Origin of the sequence: Botrimarina mediterranea (assembly GCF_007753265.1) — a bacterium.
Classification (GTDB): Bacteria; Planctomycetota; Planctomycetia; order Pirellulales; family Lacipirellulaceae; genus Botrimarina; species Botrimarina mediterranea.
The window spans coordinates 4,837,343-4,853,119 of the sequence record NZ_CP036349.1 but is presented as its reverse complement, the minus strand read 5'-3'; the positions used below and the strand labels follow the sequence as shown (position 1 = coordinate 4,853,119).

19 protein-coding genes and 1 tRNA gene are annotated in these 15,777 nt (G+C 63.7%); 5 read left to right on the top strand and 15 right to left on the bottom strand.

Annotated features, from left to right (window positions below; genetic code table 11):
• Nucleotides 1-36: 36 nt before the first annotated feature.
• A complete protein-coding gene (locus Spa11_RS18670) occupies nt 37-243 on the bottom strand; it encodes a hypothetical protein (protein ID WP_145115131.1) in 207 nt (68 codons plus the stop codon).
• Between the two features lie 507 nt (nt 244-750).
• Between Spa11_RS18670 and Spa11_RS18665 the strand changes: the two genes are divergently transcribed.
• Nucleotides 751-1,200 (top strand): NINE protein, encoded by a 450-nt coding sequence (locus Spa11_RS18665; RefSeq protein WP_145115128.1) that lies wholly within the window; start codon nt 751-753, stop codon nt 1,198-1,200.
• A gap of 325 nt (nt 1,201-1,525) precedes the next feature.
• Here Spa11_RS18665 and Spa11_RS18660 read toward each other — a convergent pair whose 3' ends face one another.
• The 4 genes from Spa11_RS18660 to Spa11_RS18645 form a co-directional block, all read right to left on the bottom strand.
• Nucleotides 1,526-1,942 (bottom strand): DUF4112 domain-containing protein, encoded by a 417-nt coding sequence (locus Spa11_RS18660; RefSeq protein WP_145115125.1) that lies wholly within the window; start codon nt 1,940-1,942, stop codon nt 1,526-1,528.
• A 20-nt stretch (nt 1,943-1,962) separates the two neighbouring features.
• Nucleotides 1,963-2,562: an exopolysaccharide biosynthesis protein gene (locus Spa11_RS18655; protein WP_145115122.1), complete on the bottom strand. Its 600-nt coding sequence runs from the start codon at nt 2,560-2,562 to the stop codon at nt 1,963-1,965.
• A gap of 115 nt (nt 2,563-2,677) precedes the next feature.
• Entirely contained in the window at nt 2,678-2,887 is a 210-nt protein-coding gene (locus tag Spa11_RS18650) for a hypothetical protein (protein WP_145115118.1), read from the bottom strand.
• Nucleotides 2,888-2,932: 45 nt separating this feature from the next.
• Nucleotides 2,933-3,100 (bottom strand): DUF1328 domain-containing protein, encoded by a 168-nt coding sequence (locus Spa11_RS18645; RefSeq protein ID WP_145115114.1) that lies wholly within the window; start codon nt 3,098-3,100, stop codon nt 2,933-2,935.
• A 165-nt stretch (nt 3,101-3,265) separates the two neighbouring features.
• Here Spa11_RS18645 and Spa11_RS18640 point away from each other — a divergent pair, with 165 nt between their 5' ends.
• The 3 genes from Spa11_RS18640 to Spa11_RS18630 all read left to right on the top strand — a co-directional run bounded on the left by Spa11_RS18640 (nt 3,266) and on the right by Spa11_RS18630 (nt 5,976).
• Entirely contained in the window at nt 3,266-3,862 is a 597-nt protein-coding gene (locus Spa11_RS18640) for a hypothetical protein (RefSeq protein ID WP_145115110.1), read from the top strand.
• Nucleotides 3,863-3,923: 61 nt separating this feature from the next.
• Nucleotides 3,924-4,109 carry a YqaE/Pmp3 family membrane protein gene (locus Spa11_RS18635; protein WP_145115107.1) on the top strand — a complete coding sequence of 62 codons (186 nt, stop codon included), beginning with the start codon at nt 3,924-3,926 and terminating at the stop codon, nt 4,107-4,109.
• A gap of 67 nt (nt 4,110-4,176) precedes the next feature.
• A complete protein-coding gene (locus tag Spa11_RS18630) occupies nt 4,177-5,976 on the top strand; it encodes an alpha-amylase family glycosyl hydrolase (RefSeq protein WP_231933038.1) in 1,800 nt (599 codons plus the stop codon).
• A 59-nt stretch (nt 5,977-6,035) separates the two neighbouring features.
• Here Spa11_RS18630 and Spa11_RS18625 read toward each other — a convergent pair whose 3' ends face one another.
• The 8 genes from Spa11_RS18625 to Spa11_RS18590 form a co-directional block, all read right to left on the bottom strand.
• The gene (locus Spa11_RS18625; protein WP_197529511.1) at nt 6,036-6,578 is read right to left on the bottom strand and encodes a PAS domain S-box protein; all 543 of its coding nucleotides are present in this window, start codon (nt 6,576-6,578) and stop codon (nt 6,036-6,038) included.
• A 14-nt stretch (nt 6,579-6,592) separates the two neighbouring features.
• Entirely contained in the window at nt 6,593-8,368 is a 1,776-nt protein-coding gene (locus Spa11_RS18620; RefSeq protein ID WP_197529510.1) for a pilus assembly protein TadG-related protein, read from the bottom strand.
• A 17-nt stretch (nt 8,369-8,385) separates the two neighbouring features.
• Complete coding sequence (locus tag Spa11_RS18615; RefSeq protein WP_197529509.1) at nt 8,386-8,823, bottom strand: TadE/TadG family type IV pilus assembly protein; 438 nt, start codon at nt 8,821-8,823, stop codon at nt 8,386-8,388.
• Nucleotides 8,824-8,871: 48 nt separating this feature from the next.
• Nucleotides 8,872-9,309, bottom strand: coding sequence for a TadE/TadG family type IV pilus assembly protein (locus tag Spa11_RS18610; protein WP_145115095.1), 438 nt, complete (start codon nt 9,307-9,309; stop codon nt 8,872-8,874).
• Nucleotides 9,306-10,238 (bottom strand): type II secretion system F family protein, encoded by a 933-nt coding sequence (locus Spa11_RS18605; protein WP_145115092.1) that lies wholly within the window; start codon nt 10,236-10,238, stop codon nt 9,306-9,308. Before Spa11_RS18605 ends, Spa11_RS18610 begins: the two co-directional genes overlap by 4 nt.
• 12 nt (nt 10,239-10,250) lie before the next feature.
• Nucleotides 10,251-10,742, bottom strand: a complete 492-nt coding sequence (locus Spa11_RS23640) for a type II secretion system F family protein (RefSeq protein WP_391503330.1) — start codon at nt 10,740-10,742, stop codon at nt 10,251-10,253.
• Nucleotides 10,743-11,197: 455 nt separating this feature from the next.
• Nucleotides 11,198-12,547, bottom strand: coding sequence for a CpaF family protein (locus tag Spa11_RS18595; RefSeq protein ID WP_145115086.1), 1,350 nt, complete (start codon nt 12,545-12,547; stop codon nt 11,198-11,200).
• 31 nt (nt 12,548-12,578) lie between these two features.
• The gene (locus Spa11_RS18590) at nt 12,579-13,778 is read right to left on the bottom strand and encodes an AAA family ATPase (RefSeq protein ID WP_145115083.1); all 1,200 of its coding nucleotides are present in this window, start codon (nt 13,776-13,778) and stop codon (nt 12,579-12,581) included.
• 431 nt (nt 13,779-14,209) lie between these two features.
• Here Spa11_RS18590 and Spa11_RS23085 point away from each other — a divergent pair, with 431 nt between their 5' ends.
• Nucleotides 14,210-14,797, top strand: a complete 588-nt coding sequence (locus tag Spa11_RS23085) for an ANTAR domain-containing response regulator (protein ID WP_197529508.1) — start codon at nt 14,210-14,212, stop codon at nt 14,795-14,797.
• 35 nt (nt 14,798-14,832) lie between these two features.
• On the opposite strand, the gene Spa11_RS18580 is transcribed toward Spa11_RS23085, so the two are convergent.
• A tRNA-Arg gene (locus Spa11_RS18580) sits at nt 14,833-14,906 on the bottom strand.
• 85 nt (nt 14,907-14,991) lie between these two features.
• Nucleotides 14,992-15,771 carry a copper homeostasis protein CutC gene (locus Spa11_RS18575; protein WP_197529507.1) on the bottom strand — a complete coding sequence of 260 codons (780 nt, stop codon included), beginning with the start codon at nt 15,769-15,771 and terminating at the stop codon, nt 14,992-14,994.
• Between the last annotated feature and the right edge of the window lie 6 nt (nt 15,772-15,777).

The following is a 15,777-nucleotide window of genomic DNA, read 5'->3' as shown; positions in this document are numbered from 1 at the left end:
TCACCGCAGAACGTACGGGTAACGGTTCGCTCGCTGTTAGTCGTCGTAGGCCACCAAGCTGGTATCGCCTGCGGTACCGGCGAGGGCACTGTAGAGCTGCAACAGGCTCACGGTTCCGAACATCAGGCCACCCAAAAAGACCGCCATGGTGAGGCTGATCCCCAGGGGATGGCCGAGCCAGGTCGAAACGGCGCCGGCGACGCACAGGGCGCTGATGGCCAGCTGCAAGACGCTCGCCGCCATCCCGGCGATCCTTCCGCCGACTTGACGTGAGGGCCTGTCCAGGCGTCCGACTACCGGCGGGACGGGGGCGAATGGCTCGTGGGTGAGGGGCAGCCCTGCCGCACTTTGGTAGTAGCGGGAGATCCGGTTTGAGGGCGAGGTGGGTCGCATCTTCTTGGCCTCCACTGAGGGCTGATGGGTCGTTGGTCCCCGATGATGCAGCCCGCATGCCAATGACCTAACCCGCGGCTTTACGAGCCTTGCCCCGCCTGGAGTTGGTCGATTGCAGTCCAGTGTGGTTTCAGTGGAGTCAGTTGCTGGCGTGGGTTTTGTCCTCTGAAGGGGTGAAGTGGGCGCCTAACCACCGGCGCCACAGTTGCTGCCCTAGATTGGTGGCCCAAGATCCATGGCTACCAAGATCCGTGGCTATGGGGCGAAGTGCATCGCAGCCGGTCTCACGTCGGGGCGCCCCTCTCTCGGGGCTGGCCGACAAGCGACCCAACCGTTTCCAGCCGAAGGAGTGAATCGATGGCAACCTACGCCTCCGCCGACCGGCGGGCTTACCCCAGTGAACTCGCCGACAGCAACACGCACTCACTGCTGGTGGGCTACGCCCTCTGGCTTTTCGGCTTCTTGGGCGCCCATCGCTTCTACTACGGAAAGCCGATCACCGGGACGATCTGGTTCTTCACGCTGGGGCTGCTGTTCATCGGTTGGATCATCGACTTCTTCTTGATGCCCAGCTTACAGCGCGACGCCGAGATCGAATCGACGCCCGGCCCGATCAACCACACGATCGCCTGGCTGCTGCTGACGTTCCTGGGCGTCTTCGGCGCCCACCGCCTCTATATGGGCAAGTGGATCACCGGCATTGTCTACTTCTTCACGGCCGGCCTCGTGGGCGTGGGCGTGCTCTACGACTTCTGGACCCTCAACGGCCAGGTCAGCGAGCGGAATACCGAGCTGGAGACCTATTGAGGCTGACCACCGGGCTCCGTCACGACGATCGTGGGGGGCCTCCACGGGAACGGCATCCCCTATAGAGGGGGTGTCGCTGTGAGGCTCTAGGAGGCCGTTTTACGGCCTCGGACGCGGGGGGCCTTGTAAACCCTTAAGGCGGCACAGATGGCCCCGTACGGGCCCTCCTTGCGTGTGTAAACGCATGTCCAGTTAATCGCCTGGCACCGGGGTCGGTAAGCGTCGGCTCGATACCCTTCGGTGTGCTTTCGGTCTTGGAGGCAAGAACCGGACGCTAAGGCGTGCCGGCTGATCTTGTTGGCGTCGATCTCTCAGCCGCGGGGCCTTAGCCCCCGGTTTGTGGCGCCTCAGCAGCCGCTCGCTTGGCAGCGGCGACGTGACGGTCTAGCAAACGGGCGTTACGGCGATTCGCCTTGTAGAAGATGTCGAACAGCGTACCGATGCCGGGGATGATCCCGATAATTGAATCGAGGCCGAGATTCATCAGCATGCGGAATAGCAGCCAACGACTCGCCCCTAGACGCCACGCGGCAATGACCGGTGACAAACCGACAATAAAGGTCGCCACGTCGCCGGGGCCGTAGAGCAGCCCCACGATGGCGTCCCAACCGAAGCGGATGTTCGTGCCCGGAATGCGGAAGGCGTCGTCGAGCAGCGTCGCCAGTTTACGGGCGTCCTCGACCGCGGCGTCGCGGCTGCGAGCGGCTCGGCGGCCGAACAAAGTGCGTTTGGCGGCTTCCATGGCGGACGTGGGGTCGGAGGTTAAAACGGCCAGAAGGCGATCGCGGCCCAGACGGTGGCGGCAGTCATGCCGAAGGCGAAGAGCGTCAACAGGCCATCGCGTGCGGAGAGTCCGACGCCAAAGAAAAGGATGGCTACCGAAGGAAGAAACACTCCAAACGGGACGAGAGCCAGCGGATAGAACAGCAGCGACAGGGCGATACAGATTACGGCGATCACCCGATCGGCCGGCGGTTCGACAAGCATGGTGAGTCGGGCCTGGATCGGGCGTTCAGCCCATTTCAGCCATGGCCGAAGCTTCTTGCGGGTCTTCGTCAGCCGTTCTCGATCGAACTCGAAGTCGCGGATCCGCTGAGGGAGCCAGGGATGACGGCGACCCGCTACGAGTTGACCAGCGAGCAGAATGATCATGCTCCCGGTGATGACCGACATTCCCGGGACGGCGCCGATCGGCGATGCGGCGATCAGGGCGGGGACGACGAGCAGCGGCCCGAAGCTCCGTGATTCGACGGTGTCGAGCAAGTCGCCGAGTGAGACCTTATCGCCGTTGGTCCCCTCGACCATCTCATCGAGCAGTTCGGACAGCTTGGTAGGCGATTCGCTAGCCATCGCAGCTTCCATGGCGGGTTACTCCAATCTTACGGTTGGCTAACGGCAATTGCGAAGCCGTCAAAAAAGCCTCCCTATCGTTGAGCAACGATAGGGAGGCTAGAAGACGCAGGTTCGCCGAGCTCGCTCAGGGGCTGGCGTCGGTGCTATGGCCGGAAGCGCTGTCACGAATTTCATCACTAGCGTCTTCGACCGACTCCGAGATTCCTTCGATGTCACGTTCGATCTTCTCCGTCTCGACGTTGACTGAACTACGCCCGGGCTCGGTGGAGAACGACACCCAGCCAACCAAGGCCAGGATCAGCACGAGCGCGACAATCGCGATGATTGCTCGCATGATTCAACCTCCTCCGCAGCGTTGGATGTAGTTCCCGTTTGCCCGTTAGACCGAGCCGCGGAAGCGGGGAATGATCAGGCTGACGAGGAACAGAATCAGGAAGGCAAAGAACAGGATCTTGGCGATGCCCGTCGCGGCGCCGGCGATACCGCCGAAACCAAGAACAGCGGCAATCAACGCAATAACCAGGAAAGTAAGGGCCCAGCTCAACATTCTCTCATCTCCTTGCACCACAAGGTCGCCGAGCCACTGGCCCGGGTCCGGAAGCGTCCGGCGTCGTTGGGTCAACGCGACCCATTGAAACCTGTAGGTGCATGCGGCATGCCAAACGCCGTTGAGGGCGAAACACCGTGCTACAAAGATAAGAAGAAGAGGCGCTTGACGATTAAGCTCATCAACGCGGGCTGGGTGCATGGTCGCCTGAAGACCGCTGTGGTTGCTTGGCGTCCAGCTCCGCCCGGTTCGGCCCCGGCGCCGCAGGCAGCGCGCGGCATTGGCGTTCGATCAGCTGTTCTGCACGGCGATGGCGTTCAACTGACGGATCGCTGTCTCGACGTCAGGCAATCTGAGTCGGCCCCGATCAACGGCGGTTTGCGACAGCTCCCGGCGAGTTTCTCGGACAAGCGGTTTACCCGGGCGTCCGGTGCAAAGACCGGTGCGCCGCCGTTCTGGCACAACCATTGCATTCGGTTGGTGTCACTGACGCTCGGCGTCATCCCCACTGCGGTCGCCATTCACGTCAGCGCCGCTTCCTTCCTCCAGGGCCAACGTCCAAACGGGGCCAACGTCCAAAAACGGGAGAGTGCGATGTCCCTTAAAACGAGCGGCGTCAGCGACGCCTCGACGCTTCAATCACGGATCCGAGAATCGTGGGACCCGGTGCAACGGGCCGAACGCCGCATCGAAGCCGACCGCCGACTGCGACAGCTCGCGCGGCTGATGTGCGGCTCGCCCGTCGCCGCCCGAGCCATGTGAGCCGCGCTTCAATAGCGCGCGACTCTCAACTCACGACTAAAAACTACTCAAGGAGATACCCATGGCTGCAAAAGCCGGCATCGAACTGACCGACCCCATCAAGATTCTGCTCGCTATCTTCATCCCTCCGCTGGGAGTGGCGCTTGAGGTGGGGCTGGGTAAGCACTTCTGGATCAACTTGATCCTGACCTTGCTCGGCTATATCCCCGGCGTCATCCATGCGGCGTGGGTCATCTTCAGCCGCTGACGCTTTACCAAGCGGAATCCGCAGAATTGCATTGCATCCCCGAGTCGAGGAAGGTTATATGGTGGCGATGATCGGTCTTTCCACACAGCCGATGGGCGCGACCCTGGTGGAGGGGGGAGCGATTTTTCGTCTCTGGGCGCCCCATGCTGAACGAGTCGCCGTTGTCGGTGACTTCAATGATTGGGACGACGAGGCTTCGCCGCTGAACGCCGGATCGAACGGGACTTGGGAAGGGAGCGTCGAAGGCGCCGCCGCGGGGCACGCCTACAAGTTCGTCATCTGGAACGGCAAGAAGCGGCTCGAACGCACCGATCCGTACGCCCGGCAGGTGACGAACTCGGTCGGCGAGTCGTTGCTCTACGATCCGGCCTTCGACTGGCAAGGCGATAGCTTCAAGATCGCCTCGCGCAATCGGTTGGTGATCTACGAGCTGCACGTGGGCACGTTCCACCGGCCGGAAGAAAACCAGGTCGGCTCGTTCGCCGATGTGATCGACAAGCTCGAGTACCTCCAGTGGCTCGGCGTGAACGCGATCGAGGTCATGCCCACGGCGGAGTTCGCCGGCGACTTCTCCTGGGGATACAACCCGGCCCACCCTTTCGCCGTTGAGAGCGCCTATGGCGGCCCCAACGGGCTGAAGGAATTGGTGCGCGAAGCCCACAAGCACGGCATCGCGGTGCTGATGGACGTGGTCTACAACCACTTCGGGCCCAGCGACCTCGACCTCTGGCAGTTCGACGGTTGGTCGGATCACGATAAGGGCGGGATCTACTTCTACAACGATCACCGCAGCAGCACGCCGTGGGGCGACACACGCCCGGACTACGGCAGGGGCGAAGTGCGTCAGTACCTCTTCGACAACGCCATGATGTGGCTCGAAGAGTACCACATGGACGGGCTTCGTTATGACATGACGCTCTACATGCGGTCGATCGACGGCGATGAGTCGCGCACGATCCCCGAGGGGTGGTCGCTCGCCCAATGGATCAACCGTGAGATCCGCGCGCGGTATCCCGAGAAGATCACGATCGCCGAGGACCTCCGCAACAACGACGCGATCACCAAGCCCGAGAAATGGGGGGGCGCCAACTTCCACTGCCAGTGGGACGCGGAGTTCGTTCACCCCGTCCGCGCCGCGCTGACCGAGGTGAAGGACGAGCACCGCTCGATGACGGCGGTCCGCGAAGCGCTCACTTACCGCTACAACCACGACGCCTTCGAGCGCGTCGTCTACACCGAATCGCACGACGAGGTCGCCAACGGCAAAGCCCGGATCCCGTCGGAGGTGAACCCGGACGATCCCGAGTGCTGGGCGGCGCGCAAGCGCGCGACGCTCGGCGTTTGCCTGATGATGACGGCGCCGGGCGTGCCGATGCTCTTCCAGGGGCAAGAGTTCCTCCGCGACGGCTGGTTCCAGGACACGCGCCCCATCGATTGGGAGAAGGCGGACGAGCACAACGGCGTCGTCACGATGGTCCGGGACCTGATCCGCCTGCGGCTCGATCGCGACGGATTCACCCGGGGGCTCACCGGTCAGCGCATCGAGGTCCACCACCTCAACCACAGCGACAAGGTGGTCGCCTTCCGCCGGTGGGGCGAGGGGGGCGCCGGCGACGACACGCTGTGCATCGCCAACTTCTCGAGCCGCAAGCTAGAGAACTACCGTGTCGGCGTGGTGCGATCGGGCGTCTGGAAGATCCGCTTCAACAGCGACGCCTCGTTCTACGACGACCCCGGCAAGGACGAGCCGCCGTGTGTCGATGTCGGCGACCTCAAGGTCGAAGACCTTCCCTACGACGGCGTCAATCACTCGGCGACACTGACACTCCCCCCGTACTCGATGCTGATCTTCTCGCAGGACGAGTGAGCGAGCGTCTGGCCGTTCCGATTAACGTCACCACTGAGCCCTCGTGGCTCAGTGGTTTTTTAATCGCCGACCGAAGCCGCATTGAAGTGCTCGAGGGCGCGTTTGGCGATTGCTAGTTGGTCGGTGAGCCGGCGGATCTCTTGACGGTCGGCCTCGCGCCGGCTGTCGTCGCGCAGGCGAACAAGGCACCCCTTGTTTCCCCAGACGGAAAGACTTCTTACCGCTACCGACACGGGGAAGGTTGAGCCGCTGCTGTCCGTGGCGAGCGTTTCGAGCCTTCCTGGCATCTCCAACGACAGCGAGTCGTGACCCATCCCCTTCGCGCGGCGTCGCAGGGCGGAGAACGCTAGAGACGGGACGTACAACGCGATCCCGCGGCCGATCATCTCCGACCGGTCGCGGCCGAATATCTGTTCCGCCACGAGATTGCAGTCGCGCACTTTGCCGCGAGAATCGACAAAGAAAACGGAGTCCGAGGCCGTGGCTAGAACGGCGTCAAGAAGCTCCGACGCGCGGGCCTGATAGCGCCAGTCCCGCGGACGCACAAGTCGCGTAAGCTTCGCAGCGAGACTCGCTAACAGGGGCCCGAAAGTTCGCTGCATAGGAGGGATACTTTTCATTCGAGTAACAGCACGTCTTGGGCGGGGGGGAACAGTTCGGAAGGCGCGAGCATCGTGTTGGTGACGGTCACCACCCGCGCCGTGCCGCTGACGAAACGCAGGTCGTGCGAACCCCCGCCGCCAACGAGCAGCAGGTGGGCCCACTTGCCGTAGATGGTTCCCGAGACGCGGCTGCCCCCTACGATTTGCTGGAGATCGACGACGATCGGTCGGCGGTCGCGACGTTGCTGGTAGAGCAACATCCCGTGGAAGGGACTCGAAGGGTCATTGAGGCCCGTGAGATCGGCGCCCGGCAAGAGCGGAAGCAGCAGCACGCTCGGGAGAACCGATCCAATGGTATTGGGCGGCGGCTCGGTGCTGACTTGACCCGCGTCGGGGAGGCCCGATGTGGCGTTGTAGTCTGCCGATGCGGTGACATAGAATAGGACGCCCTCGGCTTGCACCGGTCCGATTACCGTGAGGGCCGTCCCTGTGATAGGGCTTCCGCCACGAACGATGTACACGCCGGGCTGGAAGTGAACGCCACCGAGTGGCGCGAGCACCGTTATCGAGCTGTAGACGCCTGGCTGAATGGTGGCTTCGGTTAGCAACTCTGTCAGTGGATCAAGGAGCGGATCGAGCAGCGACCGTAACAATGCCGGCAGTAAGTTTCGCACCGTGCCGAGAACTTCGGACGCGACGTCGATCGGCAACGTCACCCGTACGAGATGACCGGGGTTGTGGACGGTTGCGGAAACGTTAGCCGCGTCGCTAGAGACCGAGGGCGTAGGCAGGCCTTCCAGCGGGTCTTCTACGGGTAGTCGGTTCGCCTGCAACGGCGTGCCGTCGCCGCCGCCGAAGGGGCCATAGTGGTGTAGCTCGTCGACGCCACCAGCGACGCGGACATCGCGGGCAACGACACTGGTAGTTGGCACGATCGGCATGCAGGAGACGCCGTAGGGCGGTCCTGCGCAATCGCCGACGATTTCGTTGTTCTCGTCCACACCGCCCCATTGGTTGTTGACGATGACGGAGCCATCGACGACTAGCGTGCCGACCCCTTCGACCTCGAGTCCGGCGATGATCGCGGGCGCATTGAGTCCCGGGAGTCCGGCGAGCGCGTCGTCCAAGAGCGACCCAATCTCGATTGGCATCACGCTGGTGAGCTGCGAATTGAGCAGCGAGGAAGCTAAAGGCCCAACTATCGGAACCGAGAAGAGAAACGGTGTGAGCCCAGATTGCCCGACGGCTTCCGTGCTGAGGGCGGCGAGATCGATCCCGGCAAGCGTTTGGGCGACGGAGTTGATCTGGAGCGGCGCCGGGTCGGGGTCGAGGACGATGATCGCCGCGCCAGCGGTCACGTCCTGCACGCCCGCAACGGCGCGGGCCTGAACCGGGTAGTCCACCAGCCCGTCGAGGATGCCCATCAGCCGCGAACGGTAGTTCGTCTGGGCAATCACTTCGACGTGATTGGGACGGCCGGCGAAAGCGCCCTCGGTGGGCGGGATGTTGACCGTCACGGTGGCGTCCGGCAGGTCGTTGTCGATCTGCAAGACCTCGGTCGCGACGCCCGTCGCCGCCGCAACGCCATTCCCCCGCAGCAGCTCGAACGCCGCGGCGGTCGCGGCGGCGTCGGCGCCGTGTTGCATGTCGCGGCGTTTGCTCATCAGCAGCCCGCCATCGATCACCAGACCGGCGACGCTAAGCATCATCGGCAACAAGATCGCGAGCATCACCAACAGCTTGCCGGTGTGGCGCAGCTTTCTACGACGGGCTGAATAGAGTTGCGGCATGGTATTGCCCCGTGGCGTCAGTTGACGATCCGCATGATGGCTTCCGCACGCAGCTCGAGCGGACCCCATGCGAACAGCACCGGAATCAATGGTTGGTGGAGGTAGGACAACCGAACCCGGACGCGGTCGCGGGGCGAGTTGTCGTTGTCGGCCCAGGACACGGCGACGGTCACATCTTCCAGGCGCATGGTGGGCAGAACGTTCTGCGCTGTGCGGACGATGTCGCTATCACTCGAGGCGGCGGCTTGAAACTGACCGGGTCCCCAGGCGTCTGGCGAATCGAGCGCCATCGATCCGTGGAGGACAACCTCTCGCGCGACGGTGCGGGCCGCTTCGGACAGGGCGTTGAACCGCACCGCCGCTAGACCGAGGTCCAGCATCGCGAAGAGCAAGAAGAAAGTGATCGGCAGCACGAAGGCGCTTTCAAGGGCAACGACGCCTCGATAGCGTCGCATCCTTCGGCTTCTCGACGGTTGATAAAGAGCGGTTTGCATGCTTGAGGGTCAGCGGAACTGCCGGTAGGAGACGCGTTTGCGGAGTTCGACGTCCGAGGGGAGGCCGGGCCAAGCGACGATTGTGCGGAAGGTGTAGCTCACATCGACTGTGATAAGATGCTGGTCGTTGGAGATCTCGGCTAGCTCAAGGGCATACGTCATGTCCCCCGAGTTGAAGTTCGGAAGCGTTTCCATCTCAGCAAGCGTGGCGTTTCGCACACGCTGCTCCCATAGCGGCCGGGTAAAATCGGAGAACCGTTGCGTAGCGCCCGTCTCGGCGCCGACACGAGCGGCGTTCGACACAGTTTCGTAGAAGTGCGAAACGCGTCCGAAATCGGCGCAGGCGAGCGCCATAAGCAGCAGCACGGGGCACACGAGAGCGAACTCCGTGGCGACGACGCCGGATCGCTGGCGTCGAAAGGCGGGTTGTGATCCGGAACTCGTCATTTGCTCGCCGTGAAGGACGCTTGGATCTGAATGACAGCGGGGCCAACGGCAACGATCAGGATCGCAGGGAAGATCAGCAGCATCGTCGGCAGCAGGATCTTTACCGCCGCTTTCTGGGCGTTTTCCTCGGCGGCTTGCTCGCGCTGCGAGCGGAGCATGTCGGAGTGGCTGCGGAGCGCCTCGGTGACGTTGGTGCCGAAGCGCTGCGCCTCGCGGATAAAGGTGCTCAGAGAGCGGACGCCCTCGTATCCCGAGCGGGCGGCGAAGCGCTTGAGGGCTTGGTCCACCGTGGCGCCGAGCTCCACGTCGCGCTGCACAACAGCCAGCTCGGCGGCGAGCGCGGAATGCGCGAGTTGCAGCTCGTCGCTGACGCGGCGGATGGTCTCTTGCAGGCTCAGGCCTCCCTCCAAGCAGACCGTCATCAGGTCGAGGAAGTCGGGCAACGAACGGCGGAACTGGAGGTGGCGCTTCTTGATCGCGCGGTCGAGCCAAAGCCGCGGCGCCAGCGCGCCGGTAAGTCCCCCGATGCAGGCGAACAGCATCGCGTAGTCCCACCGCAGCAACCCAGCAAGCGTCAGGGTTAAGCAGATCAACATCGGCGCACTGAGCGTCAGCAAACTAATCGAGAAGTACCGCGCCACTGCTTGCGGCTGGTAGACGCCGGCATAAGCCAGTCGCTGAGTTAAGTGCGAGCGGTCGCCACCACGAAAGAGAGAAACTGTCGGTAGCGTGAACCAACCAGACGTCGGCGCCGTCTTGTTGGACCCACCCGCTAAGCGGCGCTTCGGAGAATCTTTGGCGTTGTCGAACTGGTCGAGCCTGCCACGGACGCTGACCCAGTAAGGGTCAAAGTACGCGAACAGCGCGTAGATGATCGCCGAGACGACCGCGAAGGCGACGAACGGCAGATAGGGGGCGAGGCTAGTCACGTTGCTGCCTGGTTAGTAGTCGAAGTTCACGATCTGCCGGATCCACAAGGCGCCGGCGACCTGCGCTATCGCCGTCGCGCAGAGCAGCCAGGGGCGCTCGAGCAGGCAACTGGCGTAGTCGGGCGCCATCGACACGATGCCAAGGAAGGCGGCGATCGGCAGGACGATCAGCACCATCGCTTGCATCCGGCCCTCACCGGTGAGAGCACGGACTCGGTCGCCAAGCTTGAGCCTCTTGCGGATCATCAGCGCGAGGTTGTCGAGCAGTTCGATGAGGTCGCCGCCCGACCGAGCTTGCACAAGCAGAGCCACGACGAAGATCTGCAGCTCCATGACGCCCGACCGCGCCGCGAGTCGGCGGAGCGCTGATTCGCGGCTCATGCCGAGGTTCTGCTGCTCATAGCAGAGGGCGAACTCCGTCGCGATCGGCTTCTCGAAGTCGTCGGCGATGATCTGCAGTGCGGCGGGGACGGTCTGGCCGGCCTTGATCGCGCGGCTGATCATCTCGAACGCCTCGGGCAGTTGGCGGCAAAGCTCGCGTTGCCGGTGGTGGCGCCGCGCCAACAACGCGGCCATTGGCAGCGACGCTCCGATGGGGGTCAGCAACAATGCGAGCCACGGAGATCGAATGAAGCCGAGCGTTGCGAGCACGCCGGCCCCCGCCACGCTCCAGGCGAGCAGCACGCCCGGTCCGAACTGCAGCCCCGACTGGTCGATGAGTCCCTGCAGCCAGTCCTTCCAAGACCGACGACGCAGCAGCTCAGCGGTTTGAAGCTGCTTGAGGTCTTTGAATAGCGAGACCGAACGGTCCCCATCGCCGGCGTCACCGGCGAGCTCGGCTAGTCGCTCACGGATCGCGTTGCGGTAGCGGAAGAGCCAGTCGTAAACGAGCGAAGCGACGACGAGCGTCAGCAGCGTCGCCGTGACGAAGGTCGCCAGTGCGATCCAGTTGGCTTGCATCACAGGCCCCCGAGGTAGTCGAGTCGATCGACGGCGTGGGCCTTGCGATCGAAGAGTTCGCGCGGGACCTTGATGCCCAAGGCCTTGAAGCGATCCATGCAGTTGGGCTGGATGCCGCAGGCCTCGAAGGCGCCCTGGGGGCTGCCATTGGCGTCGATGCCGGTCTGGCGATAGACGAACAGGTCGTGCATGTTGATCGTCTCGCCGTGCATGCCGGTGACTTCGGAGACCTGGATGACCTTGCGCTCTCCCGAAGGCAGGCGTGCGACCTGAACCACCAGATGGATAGCCGATGCGATCTGTCGGTGGATGAACCACATGGGCAACTCGGGCGCCGCCATGCCGATGAGCATCTCGAGCCTGGTGAGCGAGTCACGGGCGTCGTTGGCGTGGATGGTGGACATGCCGCCGTCGTGGCCGGTGTTCATCGCCTGGAGCATGTCGAACGCCTCGGCGCCGCGGCACTCGCCGACGATGATCCGATCGGGCCGCATCCGCAGAGCGTTCCTCAACAGATCGCGTGACGTAATCTCGCCTTTGCCCTCCAGGTTCGGCGGCCGCGTCTCCATCCGCGCGACGTGCGGTTGTTGCAGTCGCAGCTCGGCGGCGTCTTCGATCGTCGCGATCCGCTCAGCGCTGGGGATGAAGCCGGAGAGGGTGTTCAAGAGCGTGGACTTGCCGCTGCCCGTACCGCCGGAGATGACGATGTTCATCCGCGCACGCACACACGCGGCTAGGAAATGCAGCATCGGCGGCGTCGCGGCGCCGCGGGCGACAAGGTCATCAACCGTAAACGGCTTCGCCGAGAAACGCCGGATCGAAACCAAGGCGCCGTCCAGCGCCAACGGCCTAAACACCGCGTTGAGGCGGCTGCCGTCGGGCAAGCGGGCGTCCACCATCGGGCTCGACTCGTCGATCCGCCGTCCGACGCGGCTGGCGATGCGTTGGACGATCTCGATGAGGTGTTCGAGGCTGCGGAACTTGACGGGGGTCAGCTCCAGCTGACCGCGGCGCTCGACATACACGCACCTCGGGCCGTTGATGAGGATGTCGGAGATCGTTGGGTCGTGCATTAGCGGTTCGAGTGGACCGAGGCCCAGGGCCTCGTCCACCAACTCGTCGATCAGCCTGTTGCGTTCCGATTGGCTGAGGAGGTCCGAGTGCGCGGCGCACAGCTGGGCCGCGCCGCGCCGCAGCTCTTCGCGGAGCACCTCCGGCTCAACCGTCCGTAGCACCGAGTAGTCGACGCCGCTGATCAGCTGCTCGTGCAACCGTTCCTTCAGTTGCTGGAGGTGGCGGTCGCGGGTCGAATCGTCGCGGCCTGCGCTTACGCAGTTGATGCCCAACATAGTGCGAGGGGGGTCGGTTGATGGCGTCCAGTTAACGGCAGAAAGGGATTGCGCTGGCGGCGAGCGTCGCCGCGGCTTTGAAAGTCGTCAGAGGCTTGGCCTCGCCGGCGCTTCGCGGGCCGCTCAGCAGTGATTCGGCAAACTGCCGCAGCGCGACGGCCGCCTTGCTGCCGGGCTGTTCGAGCACCAACGGATTGCCGAGGTTCACCGAGCGCAGCAACGCAACGGGGTCGTCCGGGATCGATCTCAGCTCGGCGATCTGCAAGACCTTCTTCACGGCCGAGGCGGGGATCTCGCCGGCGAGCCCCGCCCCGAGCACCACCATGTGGACCCGCTCACGAGCCACCTGGTGTTCGACGAGCATCTCCACCTGGCGGTCCGCGCGATGCAGCGAAGGGATGTCCAGCCGCGCGGCGAGCACGATATCGTCACTGAGGCTCAAGGCCCGCATCTGCTCGGCGTGGAGAGCGTCCTCGGCATTGATGACCACGGCGGGCCACATCTGTTGCGACAACGCGATGACTTCTTCGCAGGTCTGGGGGCGGATCGCCGTGAGGTCACTGAGCGAAGTCGGGCCCGCCAGCAACTGGATGCCGCTATCGTGGGCGGTGACGACTTGGCGCAGCATCGGTTCGTCGATGGCGTCACGTTGCGTGAGCAGGTCGATCACCGTGTGACGGGGCGTCTGCTTCAGCAGGAGCGCAAGGTCGCCGCCGCGAAAGTGGAAGTCGAGCAACCCGCAAGACGTTGCGCGCGAAGCGAACGCGGCGGCTAGATTCACCGCCACCACATTGGCGTCAGGGGAGGATTGGCAGGGCAGGACCGTAACGGTGTACCCCTTATCCGCGCGGCCACGCCGGGTGAGGTGGACCCGTGAGAAGAGTCGTGAGAGCTCCTCCTCGAGCTGGTCGTTGATGGTCAGGAAGTCGTTGGCGCCGACACGCACGGCGCCGAGCACCGTGGCGTGATCCGCAGCGCCTGAAACAACGACGAGCAAGGCGTTGTCGTCGATCACCGTACGGACAGCACGCATCGATTCGAGGTGTGCTGGGGTGATGCGATTGACGACAAAGAAGACGAGCTCCTTCGCAACAGCGAGCTGATCCAACTCACTCGGCAACGCCTCGAGACGGACCCTACTGCCCGCCGGGCAAAGATGGCCCTGCCGGCGGAGCGCTTCCTCGATACGCGAGGTGACGGCGTCGTTCTCGGCGATAATCCAGGCGTTCATCTCTAATAGTCGGAACGGGTCCGACTCGGTGGGACGTGGCCACATCTAGCCGGGCAACAAAAAAAGCCCCCGATGCGCCGATGCTCGGCGCGTCGGGGGCTTTCTTGGCCCAGTGGATCGCAAGGTGGCGATCGAGCGTGATCGGTCATGGACCACGCCAGTCGCGAAAGGCTAGCTTCAAGGACCGGAAGGTCAAACTTCCGATCGTGTTATCCGCGGTTGGGGCGTGCGGAAAAAGCAGCGCCAAGTGGTCCACCACATGCCAGGATGACGGCTATCCACTCCCACCTAGCACGAAAGTCCTATGTGGTTTGCCGCCGGCACAAGCCTTCTACTGCGCGATGAGAGGGACAGAGGTATCTTTGGCTGTGATTCCCTTGTGTCCTGCACGCCCTCTTGTGTTCTGCACGCCCTCGTGGAGACGCCCCAACATGTCGCAATCCTGCCGAGTAGCGATCGCGGATCAACAGCCGCAAGTGCTGAGCTTCCTCCGCCATACGGTAGAGGGACTTGGGCACGACGTCGCGGCGGAGGCGACATTTGGCGCAGCGCTCGTCGAACAATGCCGCGACACATTGCCGGACCTGATCATCGCCAGCCTCGACCTGCCCGGCGAGAACGGGATCGAAGTCGTGCGTGTCATTCAAGAATTGAAACCGATACCACTCATCGCCATGTCGGCGACTTGCACGACGGCGACGATTGACCGGGCGGCCGAATGCGGCGCCTACGCGTACCTCGTCATGCCGATCGAGGCTTCGAGCCTGCAAGCGGCGATCACGTTGACGATGCGACGCTTCAGCGAACTGCAAGCCAGCCGCCACGACGCCGACCTCGCACGGCAAGCCGTTCAAGACCGCAAGGCGATCGAGCGAGCTAAGGGCCTCATCATGCAGCGGCTGGGGATCGACGAGCCCACCGCGTTCCGCCACCTTCAGACCCAAGCGCGGCGCACCAGAAAGACCCTGGCCGCCCTCGCCGACAGCCTGCTCGTCTCCGAGCAAGCGCTTTCGATGTAGCCAACGACGGCAGCAGGATGCCGTTCGAAGAAGAGTACGCCCGGAGGGACTCGAACCCCCAACCCCTGGTTCCGAAGACCAGTGCTCTATCCGATTGAGCTACGGACGCGTGGCAGCGACGCCCCTTTTCTGGGGCTGCCTCCATCTTAGCACTTGCTGGCGATGGCTGGCAGTCCGTTTGGGAGCGGTTGATTCTAGCGGGTTGGCTTGGGATTGCTGTCGGGGGCGAGCGAGGACGCCGTACGGATTGCCTTGTCGAACGCTGCGGCGTCGAGCTTGCGATGGGCGCCGCTTGATAGGGTGGTAGTGTCGGTCAGTGCGGGGCCGTTGAGAAGGATCGGGCCTTGCTCGGCGATCCCGGGGCCGAGATGAAGCTGTCGGCAGCCGGTCGCCTCAAGAATCGAGGCGATGTTGGCGGCTCGAACGCCGCCGCCGGGGAGGATCTCGAGGTGGTCGGCGGTTTGCTTGGCCATCTGGCGGATGGTGGCGGCGCCTTCGAGGGCCGTGGTCGCGCCGCCGCTCGTGAGGACTCGTGTCACACTAAGATCGGCTAGCTTCGTAGCCGCCGCAACGGGATTTGGCGTGAAGTCGATTGCGCGGTTGAAGACGGTTTGTAATCCTTCCGCGGCATCGACAACTAGCTTCGTGCGAGGTGCATCGACTTCGCCGTTGGGAGTGAGCAGGCCGAAGACGACGCCCGCGGCGCCGGCGCGCTTGGCGGCGGCGATGTCGGCGAGCATCGTGACGAACTCGTCGTCGCTGGGCGTGAAGTCGCCGACACGGGGACGGATCATCACCATGACGGGAACCGAAACGGCGGCGGACACACGCTGGATGAGACCGATCGAAGGGGTCAGGCCGCCGACTTCAAGCGCGGCGCAGAGCTCGATGCGGTGAGCGCCCGCTTCGACGGCGGCGGCCGCGTCAGCAGCGGACGAGACACAGGCCTCGATCAGGATGCTTTGGCGAGGCATGGCGTC